Raw genomic sequence first — 24,709 nt, 5'->3', positions numbered from 1 at the left:
CACCCTTTGATGTCAACCAAGCCGTTAACGGCTGACCAAATTCACCAGTTCCTCAGCCAAACTGCTCAGCCCCATGGCGCCTTTCGGGTTGTACCAATGCCAGGTTTCCATCGCTGCGCCGCGAATAAAATTGCGCGCCAAGGCTGGATCGATGGGCATTAAGCCATCGGCCTTTAAGGCGCGCAAGCAGTCCAACCAACGCTGTTCGTAACGATTGCGCAAGCTCAAAATATGGGCTTGATTCACCTTGCCTAAGGAACGCCACTCGGTCATTAAAATACTAAAACCCGTTCCCGTCTGGGCGTGAATGGCGCTCAATTCACAAGTGACTAAAACAGCCAAGCGCCGCTTACTATCGGCTACCCCGTGTAATTGGTTATCCATCTCCTCCTCGACTGACAAAATCAGCTCTTCCATAAGCTGCGCCAGAATCGCCTCTTTATTGGGAAAATGGTGGAACAAGCTCCCCGATAAAATGCCCACCTCCGCCGCAATATCGCGAACCGTCGTGCGCGCGAAGCCTTTTTCGCGAAATAGTACAGCGGCGGCGCGTAGCACCTTGCCCTTGGCGGAAGCCTCATCCTTCAAAACGCGCTGATTCACCTAGACTCCTATCAACCTCTGCGGCGAGCCCACATAGAGCAAAACCTTAGGCTAGAAATAATAAAAAAAGTACTAGACAGCAACCGTAAGATATTGTCAACCAAGCGCTTGCTTGGTAAGGTCTACCCGTGTTTAATCAACGCTTGGTAAATCGCCTCAACTAAGGCGCAACATATGGCCATTTACTGCGCCACTGAAAAGGGACAAGCACCATGACAAACCCCGATATCGCCGTTGTCACCTGCGCATTAACCGGCGTGCTCACCAACCCAGCCCAACACCCAGTTCCCGTGACAGCGAGCCAAATGGCCGATGCGGCCCGCCAGGCCTTCGAGGCCGGCGCCAGCGTCATGCACGTACACTTTCGTAGCCAAGCGCCAAACTGTGGCCACCTACCGAGCTGGGAGCCAGAGGTGGCGGCGGAAATTAGCGATGCCATACGTGCCGCCTGCCCCGGTGTTATCATGAATTTTTCCACCGGCACCATCGGCCGAGATCAAACCGGTCCAATCGCCTGCCTAGAAAGGTGCCAACCGGAAATAGCTGCCTGCAACGCCGGCAGCCTTAACTACCTAAAAGCAAAAAGAGACGGTACCTGGGCGTGGCCGCCCATGCTGTTCGAGAACACCGTCTCGAAAATTGAAGAGCTGCTCGCCGTCATGCAACAAACCAATACCCGGCCAGAATTTGAATGCTTTGATGTGGGCATCGTTCGCTCGGTGGGGATGTACCAAAAAGTTGGCATGATTGACCGTGCCAGCTTCAATTTTGTCATGGGCGTGGATTCCGGCATGCCCGCCGACACCGAATTACTCAGTTTATTACTGAAGTACCTGCCTAGCTCAAACCCCTGGCAGACGACCCTTATCGGGCGCGAAGAGATTTGGCCGGTACATCAAAAGGCCGCTGAGCTAGGCGGCCACTTGCGCACGGGGCTCGAAGATACCTTCTATCTTCCAAATGGCGAGCGCGCTGCAAACAATGGCGAACTCATCTCGGCACTGGTCAACATTGCTGAACTGGCCGGCCGTAAAATCGCAACACCCAGTCAAGCTCGCGAAATTTTTCTATAAGGCAACGCCATGACAACCGCATCCGAAAGCTATCAATCGATTTTAAAACCCGGGCTTTTTTCTGGCCAAGTCATCATCGTCACCGGCGGCGGTAGCGGCATTGGCCGCTGCACGGCGCACGAGCTGGCTGCACTCGGCGCGCACGTCATTATTACCGGCAGAAAGCAGGAAAAACTCGACAAGGTATTGGACGAAATTCGCTCCGATGGCGGCAGTGCAGAATCTTTCAGTTTCGATATTCGCGACGAAGCAGCCGTTACCCAAGCCATTGCCGACATAGTGGCAAAGCACCCGGTGATACATGGCTTAGTCAACAACGCCGGCGGTCAATTTCCCGCGCCCTTAGAAATGATATCGCTAAAAGGTTTTGAAGCTGTGGTGCGCTCAAATCTGGTGGGTGGTTTTTTAATGGCGCGCGAAGTCTATAAGCAAAGCATGCAAAAGCACGGCGGCGCCATCGTCAATATCACCGCCGACAACTTAAACGGCATGCCCGCCATGGGACATTCGGGCGCGGCGCGCGCGGGCATGGAAAACCTCACCAAAACCGCGGCCTGGGAGTGGGGTTATTTCGGCGTGCGGGTAAATGCCGTGGCGCCCGGCTGGGTCGCGTCCAGCGGCTTCGATACCTACGACCCTCACTTTCAAGCGCTGATAAAAGGCGTTAAAGAAAATGTGCCGCTAAAACGCTTAGCCTTCGAAGCCGAGATCAGTTCCGTTATTTGCTTTTTATTAAGTCCCGGAGCCGCCTTTATGAATGGCCAAACACTGCGCGTGGATGGCGGCTCCTCTATGGGCTCAGCGGCCGCCATTTGGCCCTTGCCCAAAGGTGCCGCCGTTAACACAAGCCCTTACAATGGTTTTCACCGCGCCGAATTACCAGCGATGTTACGCGATGCCGATGCTAGTGAAACGGGAGACGCTTAACGATGCCCGCTATTGAATCTAAATTGAATCCACAGCACGCCGATTTTCAACGCGATGCGGAACACTTATTGGAACAACTCAACGCCGTGCGCGCGCTGGAAACCGCACTCATCACCAGTGCAGAAGCCAAGCGCGAAAAATACGCTCAGCGCGGTATGCTACTGCCGCGGGAGCGGCTCGCACTACTGCTCGACAGCGGTTCGCCCTTTATCGAAGTATCAAGTCTCGCCGGCTATAAAATGTATGACGATAAAGATGGTTCGGGTGCCGGCGGCGGCTGCATTGGCGGAGTTGGCTTTATTCACGGCGTAGCCTGCATGGTGCGCGTAGATAACTACGCCGTTAAAGGTGGCACTATTTCGCCGGTGGGCATGGAAAAAGCCCTACGCATGCAACAAATCGCCATGGAAAATAAACTGCCCTTCGTCACACTGGCACAAAGTGGCGGCGCCAACTTGTTATACGCCAATGAAATTTTCGCCCCCGGTGGCCGAGGCTTCGCCAACCAAGCGCGCATGTCGGCCCAAGGTATTCCGCAAATCACCGTGGTACACGGTAGCGCCACCGCCGGTGGTGCCTATCAACCGGGCTTGAGTGATTATGTGGTGCTAATTAAACAACAAGCCACCATGTACTTAGCTGGCCCACCTTTGTTGAAAGCCGCCACCGGTGAAATTGCCAACGACGAAGATTTGGGTGGCACCGATGTGCACGCGAACCTAACCGGGACCGGTGAATATCTCGCCGAAAATGATGCACAGGGTATTGCCTATGCGCGCGAAATTATTAGCCATTTAAATTGGCCAAAATGCGCTCAACTAGAAGCATCGCAGGAACCGTTATACAACACCGAAGACATGCTGGGTGTTATACCCGCCAACACCAAAACGCCTTTTGATGCCCGCGAAATCATCGCGCGCCTAACCGATGCATCGGAATTTTTGGAGTTTAAAGCGCAATTCGATCAACAAACCCTGTGCGGGCATGGACGAATTTACGGGCAGCCGATCGGCATCATCGCAAACAACGGCCCAATTACCGCGCAAGGCGCCAATAAAGCGGCGCAATTTATTCAGCTGTGCGAGCAGAGCCGTACACCGCTGTTATTTTTGCACAACACCACAGGCTTTATGGTTGGCACCCTGGCCGAACAGTCGGGCATTATCAAACACGGCTCTAAAATGATTCAGGCCGTAGCCAATGCCACGGTGCCAAAACTGAGCATTGTTATCGGCGGCTCCTACGGCGCTGGCAATTACGCCATGTGCGGGCGCGGATTTGACCCACGCTTTATTTTCGCTTGGCCGAACAGTCGCACATCGGTTATGGGCGGCGCGCAAGCGGGCAAGGTGTTGCGCATTGTTACGGAGGCAAAACTGGGCTCCGCTGCCGATCCCGACATGCTCAACAAACTCGAAACCGATACCGCCGCTTTTGTCGACCAAGCCTCCACTGCCCTCGCCTGCAGCGCCCGCATGTGGGACGACGGCATCATCGACCCACGAGATACCCGGCATATTCTTGGTTTACTGCTAAACATTTGCAACACAGCTGATAACCATCATCCAAACAACAATAAATTTGGCGTAGCGCGCTTTTAAATCGCACCTAATCAAAGGGAAAACTCATGCTATTTTCAGAACAACACCAAGCCATGCGCACCAGCGTGCAGCGCTTTGTCAGCGAAGAAATTAATCCGCATGTTGACGAGTGGGAAAAAGCCGGGTTATTTCCCATGCACGAGCTGCTAAAAAAGTTGTCGGCACTGGGCTTACTTGGCATTAGCAAACCCGAAGCCTACGGTGGCATGGGATTAGATTTCAGCTACGAAATGCTATTAGCCGAAGAGTTAGGGGCCGCTCATTGCGGCGGTGTACCGCTCGCCATCGGCGTGCAAACGTCGATGGCAACACCGGCGCTAGCGCAATACGGCAGCGATGAACTGCGCCAAGAATTTCTAACCCCTGCAATTGCAGGCGAGTTTGTTGCTTCTATAGCGGTATCTGAACCAAGTGCTGGTTCAGATGTTGCCAACATCAAAACTCGCGCTAAAAAAGACGGTGATGATTACATTATCGACGGCAGTAAAATGTGGATCACCAACGCCACCCAAGCAGACTTTTTCTGTGTGCTCGCCAACACCAGCGACGACAAGCCACACAGTAACAAATCCCTCATTATTGTGCCGCGCAATACGCCCGGGGTGAGTATCGGCCCGAAGCTCGAGAAAATGGGTATGCGCAGCTCCGATACTGCGCCGGTTTTTTTCGATAATGTGCGCGTGCCACAGCGCTTCCGCATTGGCGATGAAGGCGCCGGCTTTCTCTATCAAATGCTGCAATTCCAAGAGGAACGGTTATTTGGAGCCGCGCTCTCTCTCAAGGGCTTCGAACTTTGCATTAACAGCACCATAGACTATACCCGCGAGCGCGATGCCTTTGCTGCACCGTTAATTAACAACCAAACCATTCACTTCACGCTCGCAGAGATGTTAACGGAGACTGAGGCCTTACGAGCCCTCATTTACCGCGCTACCGAAAACTATGTGGCTGGTCAAGACGCCACCCTACTCGCCTCTATGGCGAAACTAAAAGCCGGTCGTCTATCGCGCGAACTGCCCGATAAATGCTTGCAGTTTTGGGGCGGCATGGGCTTTATGGAGTCATCCATTGTTAATCGCCTATACCGAGACTTCCGCTTAACCTCCATCGGCGGCGGTGCCGATGAAATCATGCTCGGCATCATATGCAAGTTAATCGGTATTTTACCCAAGCGAGCGAAGGCCTAGATCATGACCCGTGAATGGAACTATGGTGATTCAAAATACGAAACACTGGTGATAGACGATTTGTCTTTCGGTTATCGCATCACACTCAACCGCCCACAAGTTCGCAACGCCATTAATCAAACCATGGTTGAAGAGCTGACAAATTTTATGTCTGGCATTGAGCAAGATGAACAGGTCAGAGTGCTAGTTATCCAGGGTGCCGGCGGCCACTTTTGCGCCGGTGGCGATCTTGGCGACATGCTAAAAGCCGCACAAGATTTTGAGCAGGGAAATCCAGACGCTTTTAAGGCACTGAATCTCAGTTACGGCCGCCTCTTGGTACAGTTTGCTCGCCTACCCTGTACAACCATCGCATTACTCGAAGGCACGGTTATGGGCGGCGGCTTGGGTTTTGCCGCCGTGGCCGATATCAGCTTGTGTAGCGCGAGCAGTAAACTTGCCATGCCTGAAGTGTCATTAGGCTTACCGCCGGCACAAATTGCTCCCTTTGTCGCTGAGCGCATTGGCCTGAATCAAACTCGCCGTTTGGCATTAACCGCAAGAAAATTGCTTGCGGCTGAAGCACTAACGCTGGGTTTGGTCGATCAAGTGGCAGAGGACAGCGAGGCGCTGGGCCAACTACTGCAAACAGAGTTGCACGCCATCCAAACCTGCTCGCCCAAAGCGGTGCGCGCGACCAAAAAATTATTGGTCAATTTATCACGGCTAGGCGAGGCAAAGCATGCCGAGTTGGAGCAACAGCTCTTAGAAGCAGCCGAGGCCTTTAACTTTGCTGTAACACGAGGTGATGGTCCTGAAGGCACCAGCGCCTTCATAGAAAAACGCCATCCCGTTTGGGTAACTTCACACAAGCATTGAGAACTAACGTGCACAATAAAAAAATTAGTCGTTTACTCATCGCCAATCGGGGTGAAATTGCCTGCCGTATTATTCGTACGGCGCGACAGCTAGGTATAAAGACCATTGCCGTTTTCAGCGAGGCAGACGCAGACGCCCTGCATGTTCAGCAGGCGGATGAAAGCTACTGCATTGGCCCGGCTGCGGCGACGCAATCCTATCTAAACATCGATGCCTTGATCGAAGCCGCACAGCAAACTCGCGCCGATGCGGTTCACCCTGGTTATGGCTTTCTATCGGAAAATGCTGCCTTCGCCCAAGCGCTAGCAGACAATAACATTATATTCATTGGCCCCTCAGCCGAAGCCATTGCACTCATGGGCGATAAGCGCCGAGCGAAAACGGCAATGATTGAGGCCGGCATACCGACGCTTGCCGGCTACAGTGGCGACAATCAAAACCTCGATCATTTAGTTCAACAGGCTAACACCATGGGCTTTCCCATTATGGTGAAAGCCGCCGCGGGTGGCGGTGGTCGGGGTATGCGCCTAGTCACCCATGCAGACCAACTAAGCGCCGCCATCAATAGCGCCCGTAGTGAAGCGCAAAACGCCTTCGGCAATGGCGAGTTACTGCTGGAAAGAGCGCTGACCAAACCGCGCCACGTGGAGGTACAGATATTTGCCGATCAGCTCGGTAATACTGTCTATCTTGGTGAGCGCGACTGCTCCATCCAGCGCCGGCATCAAAAGGTTGTTGAAGAGGCACCAGCGCCAGGGATTGACGAAAAAACTAGAATAGCCTTAGGCTCGGCAGCGCTGCTTGCCGCTCAATCCTGTAACTACGTAGGCGCTGGCACCGTTGAGTTTTTATTGGATAGCGATGGACGTTTCTATTTCTTAGAAATGAATACGCGGTTACAGGTGGAGCACCCGGTTACGGAAGCTGTCTTTGGCGTCGATCTGATCGCCTGGCAAATTGCCGTGGCTGAAGGCAAACCGCTACCGAAAACCCAAACAGAATTGACACCCAATGGCCACGCCCTAGAAGTGCGCCTGTACGCGGAAAACCCGAGTCAAAATTTTTTACCCCAAACAGGTAAAGTTGCGCGCTGGCAAAGTCATCTACAGCCATACACCCGCATCGATCATATGCTGTTCGACGGCTATTTGGTCAGCAACTGGTACGATCCAATGTTGGCTAAAATTATCGCTTGGGGCGAAACACGGGAACAGGCCCTGGCCCACTTAATCGAGCAAATTGATCACACCACACTCCTCGGTGTTGGCCACAACCTTGGCTACTTGCGCACTATCGTCGACCACCCAGCCTTTCGAGCTGAACAGGTGCACACGGGCTTTCTCGCCGAACATGGCCTGAACGAATTGTTCCAGCCGCAAGAAATTAACCAAGCCCTTGTTGCCGCCAGCCTTCTCGATTTTCTCGCGAGCAATCACAACCCAACGATTTTTACCGCACTGTCTCATCTGAGCCACGCACAACAAAAGCAATGGCAAATCAACGATTGCATATTCAACTGCCGCTTAGATGCAAAGCGATGGAAAGACGGCGCACTGCGCCTTGACATTGCAAAAGCCGGCGCACAAGCAGAGCAGTTTTCTGTAACCCATATCACCCTAACTGAAACACAGCTTAGGTTTCATATTAACAATGAAAAAGCCAATGCAGACTATTGCAGCGTTGTGCTTAAGAATAGGGGCCACTATTTTCTACAGCTGGGCGGCAACCCTTTTACAGCAAGCCTAGTTGATCCCCTTGCCACATCATTAGGCAGTAGCGCTAATAGCCAATGTTGTGCACCCATGGATGGCATGGTAGTCGAATTGTTAGTTGAGAACGGCACACAGGTCGAAAGTGGCGACACCCTGTTAATTCTTGAAGCCATGAAAATGGAAATGCCAATCAAGGCACAAGAATCGGGCTTTGTCCGCTTTGCATGCGCGCAAGGCGAACAAGTTAAACAAGGCTTCCAACTAGCCAGCATCAAGCCCTCACACAAAGAGGCTAGCTAAATGCGAGATCACATTCGCTTGGCCTCACCTCACCTCAATGACAGCCATCAGCAATGGCGTGCTCAGTTGCGCAAATTTGTTGCGCAGCGGATAACACCCTATGTGGAGCAATGGGAAGAGGCCGGCAAAATTCCTATCACGCTCTGGCAGCAAGCCGCCGACATCGGGTTACTGCAACTTGGTTTTCCAGAAACCTATGGCGGCGTCAGCGAAGGCACCGACATTTATCACATGATTATCGCCGCTGAAGAACTGGCCGCCTGCGGCGCTGGCGGTGTTTACGCCACGTTAATGGTGCATGGTATAGGTTTACCACCGCTGCTCCACTATGGTTTAGAACCACTTAAGCAGGAGGTTATTCCCCGAGTGCTCAGTGGCGAAAAGCATATTAGTTTGGCCATTACCGAACCCAGTGGGGGTTCCGACGTAGCGAGGTTGCAAACCACGGCGAAACGCGACGGCGACATATATCGGGTCAACGGCAGCAAAACGTTTATTACCGGCGGCATGCGCGCTAACTGGTTCACCACGGCAGTACGTACCGGCGATCAAGGCTTCGGTGGCATTTCACTGCTGTTAATTGATGCAAATAGCGCCGGCGTCAGCCGCACCAAGCTCGATAAAAAGCAAGGCTGGTGGTGTTCGGATACCGCAACGGTATATTTCGATAACGTGCAAGTCCCGGTGAGTCATCGTATCGGCGAGGAGAACCAAGGTTTTTTACCCATTGTGCACAACTTTAATAACGAGCGACTCGGGTTAACCGCTAGCGCATTGGAATTCGCCCGTATTTGCTTTGAGGATGCGTGGGCTTGGGCCTCAGAGCGAAACACCTTCGGCAAGCCGTTAATCAAACATCAAGTCATCGGCCATAAATTTGCGGAGATGTTACGCCAAATTAATGCCACCCAAGCCTACTTAGATAATGCTGCCTGGGCTGTGAAGCAAGGGATCAGCAAGCCCGCCGATATGGCGCTGTTGAAAGTACAAGCCACACAAACGCTAGAGTTTTGCGCCCGCGAGGCACTGCAAATACTTGGCGGTGCAGGCTTCATTCGCGGCAACCGCATTGAGCGCATCTATCGCGAAGTTCGGGTTAATGCGATCGGTGGCGGTTCAGAAGAAATTATGCGCGATCTCGCCTGGCGACAGTTGATAGGGCAAATGTGACCTCAAAGTGAGATAGTAGGCCGTCAGCGCGATGAAATGCTAGACTTATGCCCAGCCAAGGATTTATCACAGAGTGCATAGCGAGGCTTATTCTTCTTGAAACCTGCGATACAGCGCCCTACTCGCTTGCTGCCAAGCCTGGTTCTCCTTGCAATCGGTGCTTTGGCTCCAAGCGCTCTTGTCTTGGCGGCTCCCCCCACTCAAGCAATATCGCCCCCAGCCAATAAAACAATCACCATTCGAATACCAAAAAATGAAAGCAGTAATTCTGGCCACACCAGCTACGTGGTAGAACTGCTGCGCCTCGCGCTCGAACACAGCAAGCAAAGTAACGAATCCATCCTGCTCCAACCCATTACCGAAGATTATACTCAGGCGAGGTTAATAGCGGAGTTGTACGAGGGATCAAACATAGATGTCATATGGACCATGACGTCGAAAGACCGGGAGGCGACGATAAAGCCGATTCGGGTGCCCATTCTGAAAGGCTTATTGGGCCAGCGGGTATTTCTTATTCGCGAAAGCCAACAATATATTTTTGAAAATGTATTAACACTTAAAGACCTCGCTCGCCTCGTGGCTGGGCAAGGTAGCCACTGGCCGGATACAGACATACTGCGCGCCAACGGCTTAATTGTATTTACCTCGCCCCACTATGAGTTGCTTTTTAATATGCTGAAAGGTGGCCGCTTTAATTACTTTCCCCGTGGTGTTAACGAAGCATGGGCCGAAATTGAAGCTCACCCAAATGAAGGTCTTGCGGTAGAAAAGTATTTATTACTTTCCTACCCAGCGCCCATGTACTTTTTCGTGCACCAAGACAACCTCGATTTGGCAAACCGCATTGAGCGCGGTTTGGAAGGCATGATCAACGATGGTAGTTTCGATAAACTTTTTTTAAATCACCCAAGCATCATCAATGTGGTAAAGCGCACGCAACTCGATAAAAGAAGGATCTTCAAACTACTCAACCCAGACCTGCCCAAGGAAACGCCCTTGGGCGACCCCCGTTATTGGCTCCAGCTGCAATAGCTAACGTCATTCTGCATTGCGAATTTTCAATCTGGGCTCGGCAACGGCAACTAACCTTCCATCGACGAGCGCGATAGCTTGGGTAGAACCGTAGGGCGGCATTTCCTTTAATTTATGCCCTTTTACCACCAACGATTGACGAATACCCGCCGGTAAATTGGACTCTACAAATAGCATATCTGGCCGCCATTGCTGATGAATGCGGCTCTTACCAAGCGCATCGTTTAAGGGTAAGGCTAGATCCAAATGGTTGATAATGGCCTGAACCACTTGGGTAATAATGGTCGGGCCGCCTGCAGCACCCACAGTCATCACCGGCTTATTGTCCTTCAATATCAAGGTCGGCGTCATACTCGAGAGCGGCCTCTTACCGGGCTGAACGCTATTAGCCTCAGTGCCAACCAACCCATAGACATTGGGCACACCTGGCTGTACGGAAAAATCATCCATTTGGTTATTCAATATCACACCCGTACCTGGCACGATAACCTTAGAGCCAAAGTCGGTATTGACCGTGGTGGTAATGGCAACCCAATTACCCAGCTTATCCGCCGCCGCAATGTGCGTCGTGTGCTTGGCAAACAAATCAATATCCACATCGGCAGGCATTCCTGGGCCCGATACATCAATGGCATGATCGAGATCGATTCGGGCCGACTGCTTATCGAGGTACTCAGCTTTCACTAAGCCTTTCGGCACTTTAGTAAAAGCTGGGTCACCCAACCAATGGGCTCTATCGGCAAAGGCTAATTTCATCGCCTCACCCATCACGTGGTAACGGTCACCATCTTTCATGTTGGCTAAGTCAAAGCGCTCTAACATGGCTAATATTTGCGCAGTATGAACACCACCAGAACTTGGCGGAGGAAAACCCACCAAGGTATAACCGCGATACTGGGTTAGGAGTGGTTGCCGCTCCAAGGCAACATAAGCTTCGAAATCTTTTGCAGTAAGTAACCCGCCATTTTTTGCCATCCAATCACCCACCGCTTTGGCGTAATCACCCTTATAAAAATAAGCACTGCCATCGCGCGCAATGGCCTTTAGGGTTGCGGCTAAATCTTTCTGTACGAGTTTATGGCCCCGTGGCCAAGGGTTGCCTTGCTCATCCAGCAACACAGACGCGCTGCCGGGAAATTGCGCCAATCTCGGCGCAGACCGCGCTAGGCGATCGGCAAATATTTTGTCGATAGCGAAACCGTCTTGCGCCAGCTTTGCTGCCGGCAAAAGCACATCGGCGTAAGGTTTAGCGCCAGCTTTGGCAATAGCTATCTCATAGGCGGCAATTGAGCCAGGTACGCCGGCGGCTAGGGGCCCAGTTTGACTGAGTTGGGTATTGGCTACACCGTCTACCACATACATATCGCGGTGCGCCGCCATCGGCGCTGTTTCGCGACCATCAATGGCGAACAATTGCCCTTTCGCGGTTCGTATCAAGACAAAGGCGCCGCCGCCAATACCCGAGTTATGGCCATCCACAACCCCCAAGGTAAGCGCTGTGGCAATAGCGGCATCAACGGCATTACCGCCATTGGCCAAGGCGTCCATACCTGCTTGCGTTGCGAGCGGGTGAACAGAGGCTACTGCACCTAAGTCGTTGGATTGTGCGTAGGGTTCGTCTTGGGCAAAGGCAAACACGCAGGAAAGTAAAAGTGAGAAGGTTACAACATTGATACTCAGTTTTTTAAGGACTACAGGCATCATCCAATCGTCTCCTTTGTACGTAAGTGGTCAGCATACTCTTCTACATAGCATCAGCAAAGGAACGGGGTACAATTTTCCCCATCGGCACCCTATACTGGGCGCTCTTCAGCCCTGCCCAGGCGGGATACCACCAGCGACGGACCATTGAATGAGCAGCCTGACCACCATAGAAGTCAACAAAGAAGACATGAAGTTTTCTGCCGCCCACTTCACAATTTTCTCAGCTACCGAAAGAGAGCGACTACACGGCCACAATTTTCGCGTGTCATTAAGTATTAGCTCTCCCGCCAATCGCAATGGGCTCGCCTTTAGCTACAAAATTCTAAAGGACAAAATTCGCGCGCTGTGCGATGAGCTCGATGAATACACCCTGTTGCCGGCACACTCGCCCTATTTAAAAATAGTCACAACCGAACATCACCACGAGGCCAGTATGAACGGCGAAACCTTGGTGTTTTTACGCTCTGACTGCAAGCTACTTCCCATCCCCAATACCACGGTTGAAGCCTTTGCGGCCTATTTATTAGACCGCTTTTTACATGACGACGATTTTGTTCAGCGCCATGATCTCGCCAGCGTAGAAATGAAAGTCTCTTCCGGCCCTGGGCAATGGGGCTCCTGTGCCTGGCAACAGGCTGCGCAGTAAATGGCGAATACCTATTGCGCGCAACTTTCGACGTCAGCGCTCAACTGGCGCCGAGAAAAAGTCTTTTTACTGCTCACCGGCTTTTTCCTGTGTGCCATGACGCTGCTCAACGTGATAGGCATCACCCGCTTTATCGAGCTAGGCCCTTTAGCCTTAGCGGTGGGTGTATTGCCTTATCCACTGACTTTTTTATGCACCGATATTGTCAGTGAGATTTACGGCAAGCAGCGCGCAAACTTTATGGTTACCGTTGGCTTGATCATGAACGGCTTCGTGATTGGCACGCTATGGTTGGCGAGCAGCTTGCCCTCAGTTCAACCCGACGCGCTACCGCCTTGGCAAGTATTAAATCTATCGCAAGAGGTGATATTACCCAGCGGCGAAGTTGTTGCTGGTTCGATAGAATTATTCCAGCTCATTTTTGCCTGTACATCCGGCGCCGTTTTCGCCTCCATGCTGGCCTATCTCGCCGCACAATATTGCGACGTGCAGCTATTTCATTTCTGGAAGCGCATAACTAAAGGCAAGCACCTTTGGCTACGCAATAATTTTTCCACGCTAATTAGCCAAGGCGTAGATTCCTTTATGGTCATCAGTGTTACCTTTGGCGCCGCATTTATCGCTGGCGCCATAACCTTAAATCAATTGCTGGTACTTATGGGCAGCAATTATTTATTTAAAATGATGGTCGCACTGCTCGACACACTGCCGTTCTATATTTCCGTGCATTATCTGCGGCAATATCTACGCGTAGATGACGAAATACCTCTGTAAGAATTTTACTGCTGGGATAAACACTAAATACCAAATAGTGCGCTAGCTTAGCGTTCTATTTGGCCCAAATTAGCATGCATCACCGCACCGTTAAAAACCGGCTGAGTAGCGGCAACATAGATAGCCTCAGCCATCTCCTTGGGCTGAATCAATCGGTTAAAGGTCACACCACTAGCGATGCTGTCGAGGATGCCTTGATCGCCGCCCACATGTGCACGTAGCATTTCTGTATCGGTAAAGCCTGGGCACACACAATTCGTGTGAATTCCCGTGCCAATCAAGTCTTGGCATGTTGCACGCATCAAGCCCACCATTGCGTGCTTAGAGGTGACATAGCTACAGCTATTGGCAACCGCTTTTTCACTTAGGGTAGAACCGACATAAACAATCGCTGAACCAGGTACCATAATGGGCAACAATATCTGGTTTAGTTGCGCTGGCGCGATAACATTGACCTGCATGACATTAGCAAAGCTCTCAGCGGTTACCGTGCCAACCGAATCTTTTTCCAGCAAACCGGCATTGTGTACCACCACGATTCGCCCCTGTCCGGATGGCATGCGCGTGAGAACTGCATCGTGTAATTTTGCCGCACCCTGATTAGCCCAGCCTATATCACTCATATCCACATTGATTTGTGTAACACCGGTAAGCGCTGTGGGTGTGCGCGAAAGATTTACCACGCTAAAGCCGTCAGCTTGAAAGCGCTCGATAGTCGCGCTACCTATACCTCGGCTACCGCCAGTGATAATCAACATTTTTGCAGACATAAAACCCTCCAAAGGGTAGGGAAAAGGCAAGCGCCGCGCCACTTGCTTGAGATAAGCGGCCTCGGCGACGATAAACCCTATTGCGGTCGATAACGAAACGCAAACTATACCAGTTATACCTCTTAAGAATCAGTCTATACTCCCATGTATTGTCGATTCTAACTCACGGATATATCTAGCCCTTTATCACCACAGCTAGATTTAAGAGGCCGTATGTCACTTAGTCGCACACTCATACCGCTCCTTTTGGCGTGCCCCATGGCATTTGGATTGGATGTCATTACCTTGCCCACACCTCAATCCTCACTAGATACCCGCGGCGAGTATAAAAATGAAGTGCTTTATCACGCCTTGCAGCTGACGGTTCCTGAATACGGGCCCTATAAAGTCAATCTAAACGGCCCCAGCATGAACCGAAAACGCGCCCTGCTTGAAATTCAGGAAGGACGACTCATCAATGTATATTTCGCGCCCGATGATCCACTCTGGCGAGAACTAACCCTGCCCATCCTAATCCCGATTCGACGGGGCATTTTAAACTATCGTTTATTACTCATTCACAAAGATAATATTGAACTATTTGCAAATATAAATACCCTCGATGAACTGAAAGCACTCAAAATGGGGGCACAATACGATTGGAGCACCAAAAGCTACTTGGAAAATTACCAATTTACCACAGTAACCGGTGCCAGTTATGAAGGACTATTTGTCATGCTGGAAAATAAACGTTTTGACTTCATGCTGCGCGGCGTACACGAAATATTTAACGAAGTGAAAGAAAGGGAGGCCACCATGCCGCACCTAACCATAGAGCCACATCTAGTCTTGTATATTCCAACACCAACTTACACCTACGTATCACCCCGTTACCCACGCATTGCGAAACGCTTACAAAAAGGCTTAGAGATGATGGTCAATAATGGCGATCTAAAATCTATATTCGATCGTCATTTTAGCGATGAAATAAGACAAGCAGAATTACGAGGTCGACGAATTTTATTTCTAGAAGAGGAACATAAAAAGCAAATGCTCAGGGCACCGAAAGTTTGGTTCAACCACGAACTCGAGGCACCTTGAAACAGTCTACATTGAACTATGACCGCTGAAACGATTCCTTAGCCACTCAATCCCACCAAAAAAACCACACCGAATTACCCAACAAAGATGCAGCCAAACTTGTCACGGTCTCAACACCCTGATCGACAATGTCCGCGCAATAGTAGTACTGCTGCCACGCCAACGCCATGGCTTCGGCTTCAGTTTTTGGTGGCCGCTCAACATAAGCCTCGATCACATCATTACTAACAGCCACGATATGTGCACCGTACTGAGCTTGCCAATAGCGCCAAATTGCACACTGCACATCTGGCGCTGGGCACTCATTCCAGCCACCAAAATGAAAATGCGCTGGAATTTGCCAAGCCTCATCTGCTTTTACCCTAGCGCCAACCAACCGCGTGTGAAGCTGCCCCGTCATCATATCGTGCGCAAGAGAGAAGCCAGCTTGCTCAACTGTCTCACTCGGCCATGCACCCGACAGGTCTGTTAAGGCAACCCCGTCATCGACAGCCCCGGCTTCAACCTCAACCCGACGAGCATTAAGCCAAGCCTCCACATCTATCTTCAATGCACGCGCCAAAATCACATCAGCAGGCTCCACCGCTAGTGCTAGACTATCCTCAATATATTGCCGATCTTCAAAAGAACCGCACACCACTAGTTTCTCCGAACTAGAAAGCGCCTCTATCGCATCGCTATAGGCGGATGCCGGTACTAATTCTACAAATTTCATTCAGATTCCTCTTTGCAATCACCAAATATAATCCAAGCGCAACAATCACATGATCTATATCAGACAAAAGCCTTTCAACTAGCCCCACGATTGACGGGGCAGGTCGAGCGCTTATAATACTGGGCTCTGCCAGACCTACGAACCAAATTCAGTGTAATCTGCTTCCTTAGCGTTCGAAAGCAGCCGATTAAACAACAAACACTGCCAGTTGCATTCCACGAGAAATATGTATGTCATTACCTCCTTGCCCAAAATGCCAATCAGAATACGCCTACGAAGACGGCGCCCTGCTTGTGTGCCCTGAGTGCGCGCACGAATGGTCAAATAACGCTAACGCTGCCGACGAGCAACAGATTAGCGTTAAAGACGCCAACGGCAATGATTTATTTGAGGGCGACAATGCCACCTTGATCAAAGATCTGAAAGTCAAATCCAGCTCAATGGTTATTAAGATTGGCACCAAGGTGAAAATCAATAGAATTGTCGACGGTGATCACAACATCGATTGCCGCGTCGATAAAATAGGTCCGATGATGTTGAAGTCGGAATTCGTAAAGAAAAGCTGATGACAAAATCAGTGCTCAGCGTGCAACTAAGATTCCGTTTGGGTTACAACCTAACTCATTTTCGCCCAAACAACTTCGAGCAGCGTCCGCATAGTGAAGAAAACGATGCAACAGAAGCATTCTGAGACTTAACAATGACTCGCAACGACAGAACACTTCACTATTTAAGACAGCGCATTCCAAGCTTCGAATGCATTCCAGGCTGCCATGACTGCTGCGGGCCAGTCACCACGTCGAGCGAAGAAATGGCCAGACTACCTATAAAAAGCGAAGCAACCCACGAAGCCGCACTGACGGCCCTCAGCTGCCCTCATTTAGGCTGCAATGGCTGCGAGGTCTATGCCGAGAGACCCATCATTTGCCGCTTATTCGGCACCACAAAAAGCTTGCCCTGCCCCCATGGCAGAGGCCCAGACCGACTGACAGAGCAAAAAGTTGAAGAGCGAGCGCTAAGGTTTTTGGCGCAAACCAGACAGGTTTTGGTTTAAGCAATTTAGCGGATGCCCCCGCCGTTCGACCTCAAGATAATGCTAATGTGAAAAGCACAGCTAACACTTCAAATGCCCGGAGGAAGTTCAGCTTTGCTCGAGAAAATTTTGCGGAACATAAATCGACGTAATAGGGTGCCCGAGGCCGGAACTTACTTAAACATGTAAACCATTGAATTATATAGAGATTTGTAGAGTTAAAACTGAAATGTAGCACCATATGTAGCACCACAACTACTTCATAGACGCTAGCCACAAGTAAATCAATATTCAGTACAACTTATTGTTATCTGACCCAAAGCCCAACTGGCATTAGAGCATCAATTTGAACCGAATATAGCAAAATGTAGTTCGCGACGAAATTACTAGTTTAAATAGCGAAGGTTTAATAAGGCCGCAATCACACAAAACCCTCTTTTGTGCGGGGGAATGCCGAGTAAATATGGGTAAGATAGGCAGCCCAAAAATCACGCCTAATTGCTGGCTGGCTTATACTGACATACGGTATCGGTTGGCTGCCTCTCGGCGTTTGGATAAACGGGCCGATATTCAAGAACCGACGGAGGTCATAATCTCACGCCCACCCCTTCATATAAACAAAAAGCCGCTAAGATTAGCACCTCACTTTAGCAAACAGCATTACAAAACTGCTTGTTGCGCATGCTTACCTACAACTGCTCTTACCACGAGCACAACTTAAAAAATCATAAACATAAAAATTTATATATCAGAATTTAGTTTAAAGGGCGAAGAGCTAATTGACCGTTTTATCTATTTGCTATCCTTAATAAACAATCTAGACTATTTCCTTAATCAGCCTACCTAAAAGCACTGTGGCCCATATTTAAATTGGAGGTATATTTTGGAATACGAGGATATAGCCTCAAGATTTTTTGACTTTTTTAAAGCTCTAAATCTAACTACAGACAAGGAAAGATATGGCTTTTACGCAAAGATGTTCATTGTTGATGGCTTGTATTCTCAAGTAGACCTATTAGATATTCAGGCTGTAGTTCAAACCAACCCTCTATTGCAATATGTAGAAAGTTTAGGGCAAGAGATAAATGATTGTGATGATTATGCCTTACAATTTAAAGGTGCATTAACCGCCCTGTATCGACAAAGGATGCACGCTCGACAACAAGTCATTAATCCTCCAGCTGTAGGTATGATGTTTACAGAAAGTCATGCCCTTAACATAATTGTAGGAACTGATGACCAAGTATATTTAATTGATACTATGACAGCGTCACCTAGTTTGAAAGGGCTTGAAGATAAGGAAGCTTGTCTTTCTTTAATGAGACAAACAAATCTACAACACATTTATATATAGGGAATAACAATGAAAACATGGATAGCTATCATAACTAGCTCAATAGTGCTCGTTGGATGCAGCACTACAATGAAAGTGAAAAAATACATATCCGATGATAATGCACTTAGTTCAGGGGTACTATTCTATTTGCCAAAAACTGAAGTATGGATTGACTTTAAATATTCTATTTATGAAGATGTAGTTTGGAATGTCGATAGCGAAGGAAAAAAGAAAACAAAAAAATCCACAACCTATAAAGCGCAAATAGATGCTCCTATCACACTAAGCTCGAAAGTTGTTGCCGACTATAACAACAGCTTTGTCATCGACATCAACTCAACCGAATCAGGATTAAAAGAAACCGAACTTACGATTGAATTAAGCAATTCCGGCTACCTAACGGGAATAAACACAAAATCGACTGACAAGACCTCTGAAATCATTACATCTACCGTGCAAGCCTTAGGAAACTTAGCGAAAATTGCCGCTATTTCAGGAGGGGTAGTTTTAGAAAGCCAAAAAGTACGAGAGGTTCCTGTTTCCCGAAGAGTTAACTTAGATTCATTATTGACGTCTTGTAGCAATAACAGCACTTGTAATTTTACTGTCGACGTTACCTCTCTAACAGTTGAATTACGTTCCTGTGTTAGCATAGCTAATGCAGATGAATGCAGAGTGGAAAACAAGATGTTTCCCAAAGTGAGCGCAGACTTTATTCTTGACGAAGATGCGTCCGTAGTGAAAAAACATTTAATCAAGAAAAATTTAATTTTAAAAGACAATGTAACAACGCTAGATGGAATACCTTATCGATTAGCAAGGAATGTTACCGCTCAAGTGCTAATTGACAATCAAATGGCTGGCAACATCAGCATTCCTATTTTACAGCTTGGAGACATTGCTTACATACCAATCAGATCTAAAATGTTTGAGTCCAATTCACAGCAACTGACATTCGATGCCAACACTGGAGCATTAAAAAAACTGGAAAGAAAATCAGACGCTCAAGCAACTCAGGGGTTAGAAGCAATAAACAAGGGGACTTCGGAGTTAGTTACAATATTAGAGACTATGCAAACTTACGAGAAAGTGCGCGAAAAAGCGATATTAGCAGCAAATAAGGATGCAATAACGGCAGAAAAAGACATGATTGATGCTGTAGGTGCTTTGGAGCTAGAGCCTATATCGATTGAACTTGGAATCCTTAAAAAGCAAAAGGAAGTTGCTGATGCACAAGAAGAATTAGCTAAGTTGGAAGAGATTAAAGATGTTGATAGCTATGCCTTTAAGCTTCAACAAATTAAAAATTCTTACAATTTTAAAAAGGCTGAAAATGAGCTTTTTACGGAACAAGAAAAAGCAGATAAAACGCAAAGCGAAGAAGATAAGCTGAAATCTGAACTAGAGGTTTTGAAAGTTAAACTACAGATAGCTGAGACTAAAGAAAAATTAGAAAAAGCAGAAGAATAGTTACAAAAACAATCCAAGTTGTATTAGTTATTGCGCATGAGAACTCTTAAGTATGTTTTTGCTTCTTGCGCTCTTGCTGAATAAAATTGTTTCGCTCGAGAATCAGGCAGCGCAAGCCTATCAGAGAGAGCATCAGGAAGTAGGCTCCGCGCAGCGTTCTACGATAATCGTCCACCGTTTTTAGTTTGTGTGAATTTCTCCCCTGCGAATGGAGCCCTCGCACTTGCAGGTAATTCACCTTTCGATAGGATAAATCGTGCAACAACCCCCCGACAATCTGAAGATGCTCCAACTCCGTTCTGAGCATTATTTTTAGTAGCGTAAGCCTCGAATCGCTGCCTGTCTTTAGTAGCATCTTGATATTGAACGGTATCACCAGTTTCCAGTTGCTCATGGAGTACACCTGCTGTGCCTATTCAGAATTGCGCCTGACCTTGAGACCAAGGCTAAAGCTATAGATATGGAGATTAGCACGGCAATCACTCTCAGACCGCATATCTGCTATTCACCTTTTTAGGCTCGGTACAAAGACGTGAAAGTGAACATTCGAACAATCGAACAATCGAACAATCGAACAATCGTGCAGATCAAATCAAAGTCAGGCGCCTTCCGGGCATAAAGAAAAGTACTAAAGCATAGGAAAGACTCATCCGGCGCCAAATCCACTTGCAACGTAGACAATACACATCGTGATCGCGCTTTATAGGCATAAAGCTAATTAGTAATAGAGCACGCGGTAAACACTAACCCTGTAAGCGCTGCCTTATCATAGGCTTGCTTGAATTCACCCGAAACGAAAAGCATGGTGCGATAGGTTTCCGGCGTTTGAAATACTGCAGCTTTATCTGTTTTATTAGGATCAATTGCAGGAGTTAATAACCGCCCTACTTGCCCATTCTTACGAATATTGTATTGAGAGGAGGAAACATCTAAACATGGCTTTTTTAACAAAGGGTTAAAGGCATAGTGACGCTCACCAGCAATATTGGCTTCAAGTAACTCGCCAGCATTAACCAGTAACTCACGAAGCACAGCCGCAGCTTTTTCGTTAAAGGTAAAAAACGCAGGCCCAAGCCAGCTTATATCTGAAACAGTGATACCGGCGTGTTCGGGTTCGCCATAATGCAAAGGCACACTTACCCAAGTAGTGGCTTTAGGCTCACCCGTTACCCATAGATTCTCACCATCCAGATCATCAATATTTGTAGGACCTACGGGTAAATAATGATCGAGATCAAAATCCACTTTGTAGATTGCACTTTTCATAACTGCATTAGCCATATCAGAAACCATATACGCCAGCTTCTAGGTCTTCGCCAATTTCATAGAGCGTATCAATACACTCATCCTTATCACCGCTAGCCTGCACATCCATTGCTACGTTGGCATAATAGCGCGTGGTGTGTACCTTTTTGTGCGAGGGTGATTCGCAATCAGAGAAGAATGTACACTTCTTAGATTCGCTACCCGGCAAAGCTACACCGTTTGCTTCATGATTGATGTCTATGCCCCAGCGTTGCAACACTTTCTGCGCTCGAAACACCCATATAGCGGCGTGACGCCGGAAGTCGTTAGAAGCGACAATATGATGCGCATCGGCGCCTTCCGGAATATACCGCTTAGCATCCGCCATATTGGAACGAAGTATCTTTATATCCTCAGCGGCCTTCTTACGAACCAACTGTCGCATGATTTTTGGACTGGGCTGAATGGTATAGCCATATCGCTTTGCGATGGCATATTTCTGGGCTTCTATGATTGCCTCAGTCTGGGCTCTTAGCGCCTCTGTTTGGCTCACCTTGCCCTGACGGACCATTTCGTCCAAACCGGTTTTCAGATCCGCTTTTTCAAGCTCTAAGTAAATAGCATCCTTTCTCACTACTCGCTCCAATAGGTAAACTACAACGTTGTGAAAGTGGATTCTAAAGAGAGCCGATTGAATTAGAAAGTAAATGACGAATAGGTGAACCGTTCTGGCACCTTAGTACTTCACAAACCTTAAGTTATCAACGATGGTAGCATTTTGATTGCATTATTGAATGGCGAGGTGCAATTATCCTCAACTAACACGCCGAAACTCTGTTCCAACACACTAATCGGACAAAAAACTAGACCATTACCGATTCAAATCGTTGACGAAAAAGATATTGCGGCTGAAAGAAGTGTAGAAGATTTTGCCGCAACTCTTTTATCTACTTGACGATCCTTTGACTCAAATCTTCCGCCAGTGACCACATCAAATGCCTCGGTTGTCAGACTCGTTATTCTTCTAGCCTGATTTATTCTGTCCTTCTTGGATAGACTTTCTAGTTTTTGACAACAACTTATCGATAGTTTAAAGCGCGACTTTATAATTATTTCCTGCCTGATCACTTCATCACTGGAAACATCTGAGGCCGACCAATACTTGATCGACAACTCTTCAATCTCAGAAAGCAATGCGGCTAAAACTCTTGCTGTAGCATCGATTTTTTCTTCCCTTCGTGCGTATCGCCAATGCATCCAGTTAAATAGATAGGCTGCAAGGGCTGCAGCGAATGCACCCAATAGTAAAAGAAAAAGAGGGCTTTGCCACCAACTTACTAGCGAAGATGCGGCAATCTCATTAACAGATTTAGCGATGCTTTCAAGGTGTCGCTCTACATCGCCGCCACCCAATGACATCTTGGTCGACCGAATTTCATGCAATAGGTCTTGAAGCCTATCGATTTGCATTTTCGCGTTATTAATAGAGCTATCGGCTTTAGCTATAAGATCGTCGATACAATCCACTATTATTTCCTTGTGTTCTGTTTGGACGAAACGTATGTTTTCGAATCAAAACTCGACTCTTTTATATATTGAAAAATTCTATTTTCATAAAATTCAAAATCCTCATCTTCGTAGGAAAATTTCAATTTACTTAGAAGCTCTTCAGAATGAAAGTAACCGTGAGCCACTAGACCACCAAACGATTCAGAGAGGAATGATGACCCGTATGATTCTACGCCTTCATCCAATCGTATTTCCAAAATATCGCCTGACTTTAGCTTTCGAATTAAAGGAACCAGAACCTCCTCCCTAAACTCTTCGCCACTGCCCTTCCCGTCGGAGTAATACCTTCCAGCGGGCTCTTCGCTGAACTGCTTACCTATACTGTAAAAAGTCATAATTTTGACTAACCCTTTAGTTGAACCCGCCAAATAATAAGGGTACCCTCAATTGGATACTCGAAGCGATCTGACTTAATTTTTTCCGTACCGTTTTCGCAGCTAAATTTGTATAGCCCTCTTCGACTAAGTATTGATAGATAGCCATCCCTATACATACGAATGAATTGTAACAGATCTTGCAACCCTTTTCCCCGATCTTCATCGTCTGTTCGCGTACGACTCATCTCTACCGCGGCCTTAAGCAACACGCTATCTGCGTGCCTATCAGCGAAATCCACCCCTAGTTCAGCAATGTATCCAATCGCTCGCTCCCACATTTTAGACTTGGGTAGTGACTTCGGAATTCCTACTCCTTGATCATAGAACACGACTTTCAGCTCATTTGTACGCGAAGAAAAAGCGCCAGTGAGATACCAGTTTCTATCCCTGCTTAAAAACGAGGCAGGTTGTGGATACGCATGATGAGTTACGTTGGTAACCGCCTCCGATAATCCACTATGCAAAAAAGTCCATTTTTCAATACTGTCACCAATAATGGACTGCAGGTCTGACTTAAGCCTTGTTTTCAAGACTCTTATTTTACTTTCCGCTGAAGTCGACTGCTTAATATATTTTATCAATGAAACATCAAAATCTTTATTTTCAAAATAACTTTCTTTTGGACCACCCTTAAATAGATTGAAATAACCTAACTCATAAAATTTCCTGACAATTTCGGGACTCCACTCCTCAAACCTTGGCTTAAGGCAATAGGCGCAAGAGTCATCCCACTTAGACATTTCCGCGGTCAAAACAAGAGCTGCAGAGCTTGATATTTTTCTTAAGCCATTAAAATTTACACTTTCTAATCTACCAGGAAAATTTTTACCTCGCTTGCTTGCGAGCTGCCTAATTAGATTCATATAGGCAATAGTTATATCGCACTCACTTGAAAAATTCATAACTTCAGGCAGATAAACTTGCACTTTCCTCCCCTTAGTTATCGTCGCCTTTACTCCAATTCTGTCCAAGTCAGCAAGTTTGTCCTTTAAAACTTTAATACTTACTCTGTATCGCCCAGACCGATTTTCCCTTACACGCCTCTTTCTACGAAGCACATTCTGACGGATTTGCCATGCCAAATTATTTTTAGAGGGTTTCTTCACAACTCTTCCCGAAAATTTGAAAAAAATTCATTAATACGATCCGACAAGCAAGTGCCTAACTACTTTGTAACCTTCCTGACATTTGAAGACGGTACAAATGCGCCTTCACTAAACCCCCTTCGCTGCAACCTTTCCCGTTCACTTTTCTCAATTTCGCTTAATTTTGGTTTATTAAACTGTTTTTTTCGGAACCTTCTTTTTGCCTTTCGGAGCAGCTTATCGGATTCCTTTTCCAGCGCTCGCCTAGTTTTTTTCTTGTGCCCCAAAAATTCCTTCCTCGACGTAAATACAGTTTTACAACGAGGACATACAATCCGTACAGCCTTTTTATCTTCGACCTTGTCAGGAGTTTTACCTAACAGTTCAGCCAGCTGGGTTCTCATACTATCCATGACAACTCCTATCTATACGTTATTTCTTG

At 48.0% G+C, this 24,709-nt stretch carries 26 protein-coding genes; 15 read left to right on the top strand and 11 right to left on the bottom strand.

Features of this window, described 5'->3' with window-relative positions; translation table 11 throughout:
- Window positions 1–24: 24 nt before the first annotated feature.
- The gene (locus QWY82_RS12705; protein ID WP_290262912.1) at window positions 25–603 is read right to left on the bottom strand and encodes a TetR/AcrR family transcriptional regulator; all 579 of its coding nucleotides are present in this window, start codon (window positions 601–603) and stop codon (window positions 25–27) included.
- A gap of 212 nt (window positions 604–815) precedes the next feature.
- On the opposite strand from QWY82_RS12705, the gene QWY82_RS12700 reads away from it, so the two are divergent.
- From QWY82_RS12700 to QWY82_RS12665, 8 genes are all read left to right on the top strand, one after another.
- On the top strand, window positions 816–1,676 hold the full coding sequence (locus QWY82_RS12700) for a beta-keto acid cleavage family enzyme (protein WP_290262911.1): 861 nt from the start codon (window positions 816–818) through the stop codon (window positions 1,674–1,676).
- A 9-nt stretch (window positions 1,677–1,685) separates the two neighbouring features.
- Window positions 1,686–2,603 carry an SDR family oxidoreductase gene (locus QWY82_RS12695; protein ID WP_290262910.1) on the top strand — a complete coding sequence of 306 codons (918 nt, stop codon included), beginning with the start codon at window positions 1,686–1,688 and terminating at the stop codon, window positions 2,601–2,603.
- Window positions 2,604–2,605: 2 nt separating this feature from the next.
- Window positions 2,606–4,204 (top strand): acyl-CoA carboxylase subunit beta, encoded by a 1,599-nt coding sequence (locus QWY82_RS12690; RefSeq protein ID WP_290262909.1) that lies wholly within the window; start codon window positions 2,606–2,608, stop codon window positions 4,202–4,204.
- A gap of 26 nt (window positions 4,205–4,230) precedes the next feature.
- The gene (locus QWY82_RS12685) at window positions 4,231–5,391 is read left to right on the top strand and encodes an acyl-CoA dehydrogenase family protein (protein ID WP_290262907.1); all 1,161 of its coding nucleotides are present in this window, start codon (window positions 4,231–4,233) and stop codon (window positions 5,389–5,391) included.
- A 3-nt stretch (window positions 5,392–5,394) separates the two neighbouring features.
- Complete coding sequence (locus QWY82_RS12680) at window positions 5,395–6,249, top strand: enoyl-CoA hydratase/isomerase family protein (RefSeq protein WP_290262905.1); 855 nt, start codon at window positions 5,395–5,397, stop codon at window positions 6,247–6,249.
- Between the two features lie 8 nt (window positions 6,250–6,257).
- On the top strand, window positions 6,258–8,261 hold the full coding sequence (locus QWY82_RS12675; RefSeq protein ID WP_290262903.1) for an acetyl/propionyl/methylcrotonyl-CoA carboxylase subunit alpha: 2,004 nt from the start codon (window positions 6,258–6,260) through the stop codon (window positions 8,259–8,261).
- Window positions 8,262–9,431, top strand: a complete 1,170-nt coding sequence (locus tag QWY82_RS12670) for an acyl-CoA dehydrogenase family protein (protein WP_290262901.1) — start codon at window positions 8,262–8,264, stop codon at window positions 9,429–9,431.
- 183 nt (window positions 9,432–9,614) lie between these two features.
- Window positions 9,615–10,463 (top strand): substrate-binding periplasmic protein, encoded by an 849-nt coding sequence (locus QWY82_RS12665; RefSeq protein WP_290262899.1) that lies wholly within the window; start codon window positions 9,615–9,617, stop codon window positions 10,461–10,463.
- A gap of 6 nt (window positions 10,464–10,469) precedes the next feature.
- Here the strand turns inward: QWY82_RS12665 and ggt are convergent, their stop codons facing one another.
- A complete protein-coding gene (gene ggt, locus QWY82_RS12660) occupies window positions 10,470–12,167 on the bottom strand; it encodes a gamma-glutamyltransferase (RefSeq protein ID WP_290262898.1) in 1,698 nt (565 codons plus the stop codon).
- A gap of 148 nt (window positions 12,168–12,315) precedes the next feature.
- Between ggt and QWY82_RS12655 the strand changes: the two genes are divergently transcribed.
- Both QWY82_RS12655 and QWY82_RS12650 read left to right on the top strand, forming a co-directional pair.
- Window positions 12,316–12,813, top strand: coding sequence for a 6-pyruvoyl trahydropterin synthase family protein (locus QWY82_RS12655; RefSeq protein ID WP_290262896.1), 498 nt, complete (start codon window positions 12,316–12,318; stop codon window positions 12,811–12,813).
- Window positions 12,814–13,587 carry a queuosine precursor transporter gene (locus tag QWY82_RS12650; RefSeq protein WP_290262894.1) on the top strand — a complete coding sequence of 258 codons (774 nt, stop codon included), beginning with the start codon at window positions 12,814–12,816 and terminating at the stop codon, window positions 13,585–13,587.
- Between the two features lie 47 nt (window positions 13,588–13,634).
- Here the strand turns inward: QWY82_RS12650 and QWY82_RS12645 are convergent, their stop codons facing one another.
- On the bottom strand, window positions 13,635–14,357 hold the full coding sequence (locus tag QWY82_RS12645; RefSeq protein WP_290262892.1) for an SDR family NAD(P)-dependent oxidoreductase: 723 nt from the start codon (window positions 14,355–14,357) through the stop codon (window positions 13,635–13,637).
- Between the two features lie 258 nt (window positions 14,358–14,615).
- On the opposite strand from QWY82_RS12645, the gene QWY82_RS12640 reads away from it, so the two are divergent.
- Window positions 14,616–15,437: a hypothetical protein gene (locus tag QWY82_RS12640; RefSeq protein WP_290262890.1), complete on the top strand. Its 822-nt coding sequence runs from the start codon at window positions 14,616–14,618 to the stop codon at window positions 15,435–15,437.
- A 46-nt stretch (window positions 15,438–15,483) separates the two neighbouring features.
- On the opposite strand, the gene QWY82_RS12635 is transcribed toward QWY82_RS12640, so the two are convergent.
- A complete protein-coding gene (locus QWY82_RS12635) occupies window positions 15,484–16,152 on the bottom strand; it encodes a DUF4253 domain-containing protein (protein ID WP_290262888.1) in 669 nt (222 codons plus the stop codon).
- Window positions 16,153–16,382: 230 nt separating this feature from the next.
- Here QWY82_RS12635 and QWY82_RS12630 point away from each other — a divergent pair, with 230 nt between their 5' ends.
- From QWY82_RS12630 to QWY82_RS12615, 4 genes are all read left to right on the top strand, one after another.
- Window positions 16,383–16,718 (top strand): zinc ribbon domain-containing protein YjdM, encoded by a 336-nt coding sequence (locus QWY82_RS12630; protein ID WP_290262886.1) that lies wholly within the window; start codon window positions 16,383–16,385, stop codon window positions 16,716–16,718.
- 134 nt (window positions 16,719–16,852) lie between these two features.
- The gene (locus QWY82_RS12625) at window positions 16,853–17,206 is read left to right on the top strand and encodes a YkgJ family cysteine cluster protein (RefSeq protein WP_290262883.1); all 354 of its coding nucleotides are present in this window, start codon (window positions 16,853–16,855) and stop codon (window positions 17,204–17,206) included.
- A gap of 862 nt (window positions 17,207–18,068) precedes the next feature.
- Window positions 18,069–18,539 (top strand): hypothetical protein, encoded by a 471-nt coding sequence (locus QWY82_RS12620; RefSeq protein ID WP_290262881.1) that lies wholly within the window; start codon window positions 18,069–18,071, stop codon window positions 18,537–18,539.
- A gap of 69 nt (window positions 18,540–18,608) precedes the next feature.
- Complete coding sequence (locus QWY82_RS12615) at window positions 18,609–19,991, top strand: hypothetical protein (protein WP_290262879.1); 1,383 nt, start codon at window positions 18,609–18,611, stop codon at window positions 19,989–19,991.
- A gap of 46 nt (window positions 19,992–20,037) precedes the next feature.
- On the opposite strand, the gene QWY82_RS12610 is transcribed toward QWY82_RS12615, so the two are convergent.
- The 7 genes from QWY82_RS12610 to QWY82_RS12580 all read right to left on the bottom strand — a co-directional run bounded on the left by QWY82_RS12610 (window position 20,038) and on the right by QWY82_RS12580 (window position 24,680).
- A complete protein-coding gene (locus QWY82_RS12610) occupies window positions 20,038–20,385 on the bottom strand; it encodes a hypothetical protein (RefSeq protein WP_290262877.1) in 348 nt (115 codons plus the stop codon).
- Between the two features lie 320 nt (window positions 20,386–20,705).
- Entirely contained in the window at window positions 20,706–21,272 is a 567-nt protein-coding gene (locus QWY82_RS12605; RefSeq protein WP_290262874.1) for an imm11 family protein, read from the bottom strand.
- A gap of 1 nt (window position 21,273) precedes the next feature.
- Window positions 21,274–21,870, bottom strand: coding sequence for an AHH domain-containing protein (locus tag QWY82_RS12600; protein ID WP_290262872.1), 597 nt, complete (start codon window positions 21,868–21,870; stop codon window positions 21,274–21,276).
- A gap of 245 nt (window positions 21,871–22,115) precedes the next feature.
- Window positions 22,116–22,763, bottom strand: a complete 648-nt coding sequence (locus QWY82_RS12595) for a hypothetical protein (RefSeq protein ID WP_290262871.1) — start codon at window positions 22,761–22,763, stop codon at window positions 22,116–22,118.
- 2 nt (window positions 22,764–22,765) lie between these two features.
- A complete protein-coding gene (locus tag QWY82_RS12590; protein WP_290262869.1) occupies window positions 22,766–23,140 on the bottom strand; it encodes an STAS-like domain-containing protein in 375 nt (124 codons plus the stop codon).
- 8 nt (window positions 23,141–23,148) lie between these two features.
- Window positions 23,149–24,108 carry a hypothetical protein gene (locus tag QWY82_RS12585; protein ID WP_290262867.1) on the bottom strand — a complete coding sequence of 320 codons (960 nt, stop codon included), beginning with the start codon at window positions 24,106–24,108 and terminating at the stop codon, window positions 23,149–23,151.
- Between the two features lie 239 nt (window positions 24,109–24,347).
- Window positions 24,348–24,680 carry a hypothetical protein gene (locus QWY82_RS12580; RefSeq protein ID WP_290262865.1) on the bottom strand — a complete coding sequence of 111 codons (333 nt, stop codon included), beginning with the start codon at window positions 24,678–24,680 and terminating at the stop codon, window positions 24,348–24,350.
- Window positions 24,681–24,709 lie beyond the last annotated feature (29 nt).

It is taken from the genome of Simiduia curdlanivorans, assembly GCF_030409605.1.
Lineage (GTDB): Bacteria > Pseudomonadota > Gammaproteobacteria > Pseudomonadales > Cellvibrionaceae > Simiduia > Simiduia curdlanivorans.
The sequence above is the reverse complement of the archived record's forward strand: the minus strand, read 5'-3'. Positions and strand labels throughout refer to the sequence as shown.

Bases quoted from the DNA above. Each gene is read 5' to 3' on its own strand.
- QWY82_RS12630 (WP_290262886.1), top strand. From the start codon at position 16,383: ATGTCATTACCTCCTTGCCCAAAATGCCAATCAGAATACGCCTACGAA.
- QWY82_RS12580 (WP_290262865.1), bottom strand. From the start codon at position 24,680: ATGGATAGTATGAGAACCCAGCTGGCTGAACTGTTAGGTAAAACTCCT.
- QWY82_RS12615 (WP_290262879.1), top strand. From the start codon at position 18,609: ATGAAAGTGAAAAAATACATATCCGATGATAATGCACTTAGTTCAGGG.
- QWY82_RS12650 (WP_290262894.1), top strand. From the start codon at position 12,814: ATGGCGAATACCTATTGCGCGCAACTTTCGACGTCAGCGCTCAACTGG.
- ggt (WP_290262898.1), bottom strand. From the start codon at position 12,167: ATGATGCCTGTAGTCCTTAAAAAACTGAGTATCAATGTTGTAACCTTC.
- QWY82_RS12590 (WP_290262869.1), bottom strand. From the start codon at position 23,140: ATGACTTTTTACAGTATAGGTAAGCAGTTCAGCGAAGAGCCCGCTGGA.
- QWY82_RS12700 (WP_290262911.1), top strand. From the start codon at position 816: ATGACAAACCCCGATATCGCCGTTGTCACCTGCGCATTAACCGGCGTG.
- QWY82_RS12610 (WP_290262877.1), bottom strand. From the start codon at position 20,385: ATGAGCAACTGGAAACTGGTGATACCGTTCAATATCAAGATGCTACTA.
- QWY82_RS12680 (WP_290262905.1), top strand. From the start codon at position 5,395: ATGACCCGTGAATGGAACTATGGTGATTCAAAATACGAAACACTGGTG.
- QWY82_RS12605 (WP_290262874.1), bottom strand. From the start codon at position 21,272: ATGGCTAATGCAGTTATGAAAAGTGCAATCTACAAAGTGGATTTTGAT.
- QWY82_RS12690 (WP_290262909.1), top strand. From the start codon at position 2,606: ATGCCCGCTATTGAATCTAAATTGAATCCACAGCACGCCGATTTTCAA.
- QWY82_RS12640 (WP_290262890.1), top strand. From the start codon at position 14,616: ATGGCATTTGGATTGGATGTCATTACCTTGCCCACACCTCAATCCTCA.
- QWY82_RS12635 (WP_290262888.1), bottom strand. From the start codon at position 16,152: ATGAAATTTGTAGAATTAGTACCGGCATCCGCCTATAGCGATGCGATA.
- QWY82_RS12645 (WP_290262892.1), bottom strand. From the start codon at position 14,357: ATGTCTGCAAAAATGTTGATTATCACTGGCGGTAGCCGAGGTATAGGT.
- QWY82_RS12625 (WP_290262883.1), top strand. From the start codon at position 16,853: ATGACTCGCAACGACAGAACACTTCACTATTTAAGACAGCGCATTCCA.
- QWY82_RS12655 (WP_290262896.1), top strand. From the start codon at position 12,316: ATGAGCAGCCTGACCACCATAGAAGTCAACAAAGAAGACATGAAGTTT.
- QWY82_RS12695 (WP_290262910.1), top strand. From the start codon at position 1,686: ATGACAACCGCATCCGAAAGCTATCAATCGATTTTAAAACCCGGGCTT.
- QWY82_RS12670 (WP_290262901.1), top strand. From the start codon at position 8,262: ATGCGAGATCACATTCGCTTGGCCTCACCTCACCTCAATGACAGCCAT.
- QWY82_RS12685 (WP_290262907.1), top strand. From the start codon at position 4,231: ATGCTATTTTCAGAACAACACCAAGCCATGCGCACCAGCGTGCAGCGC.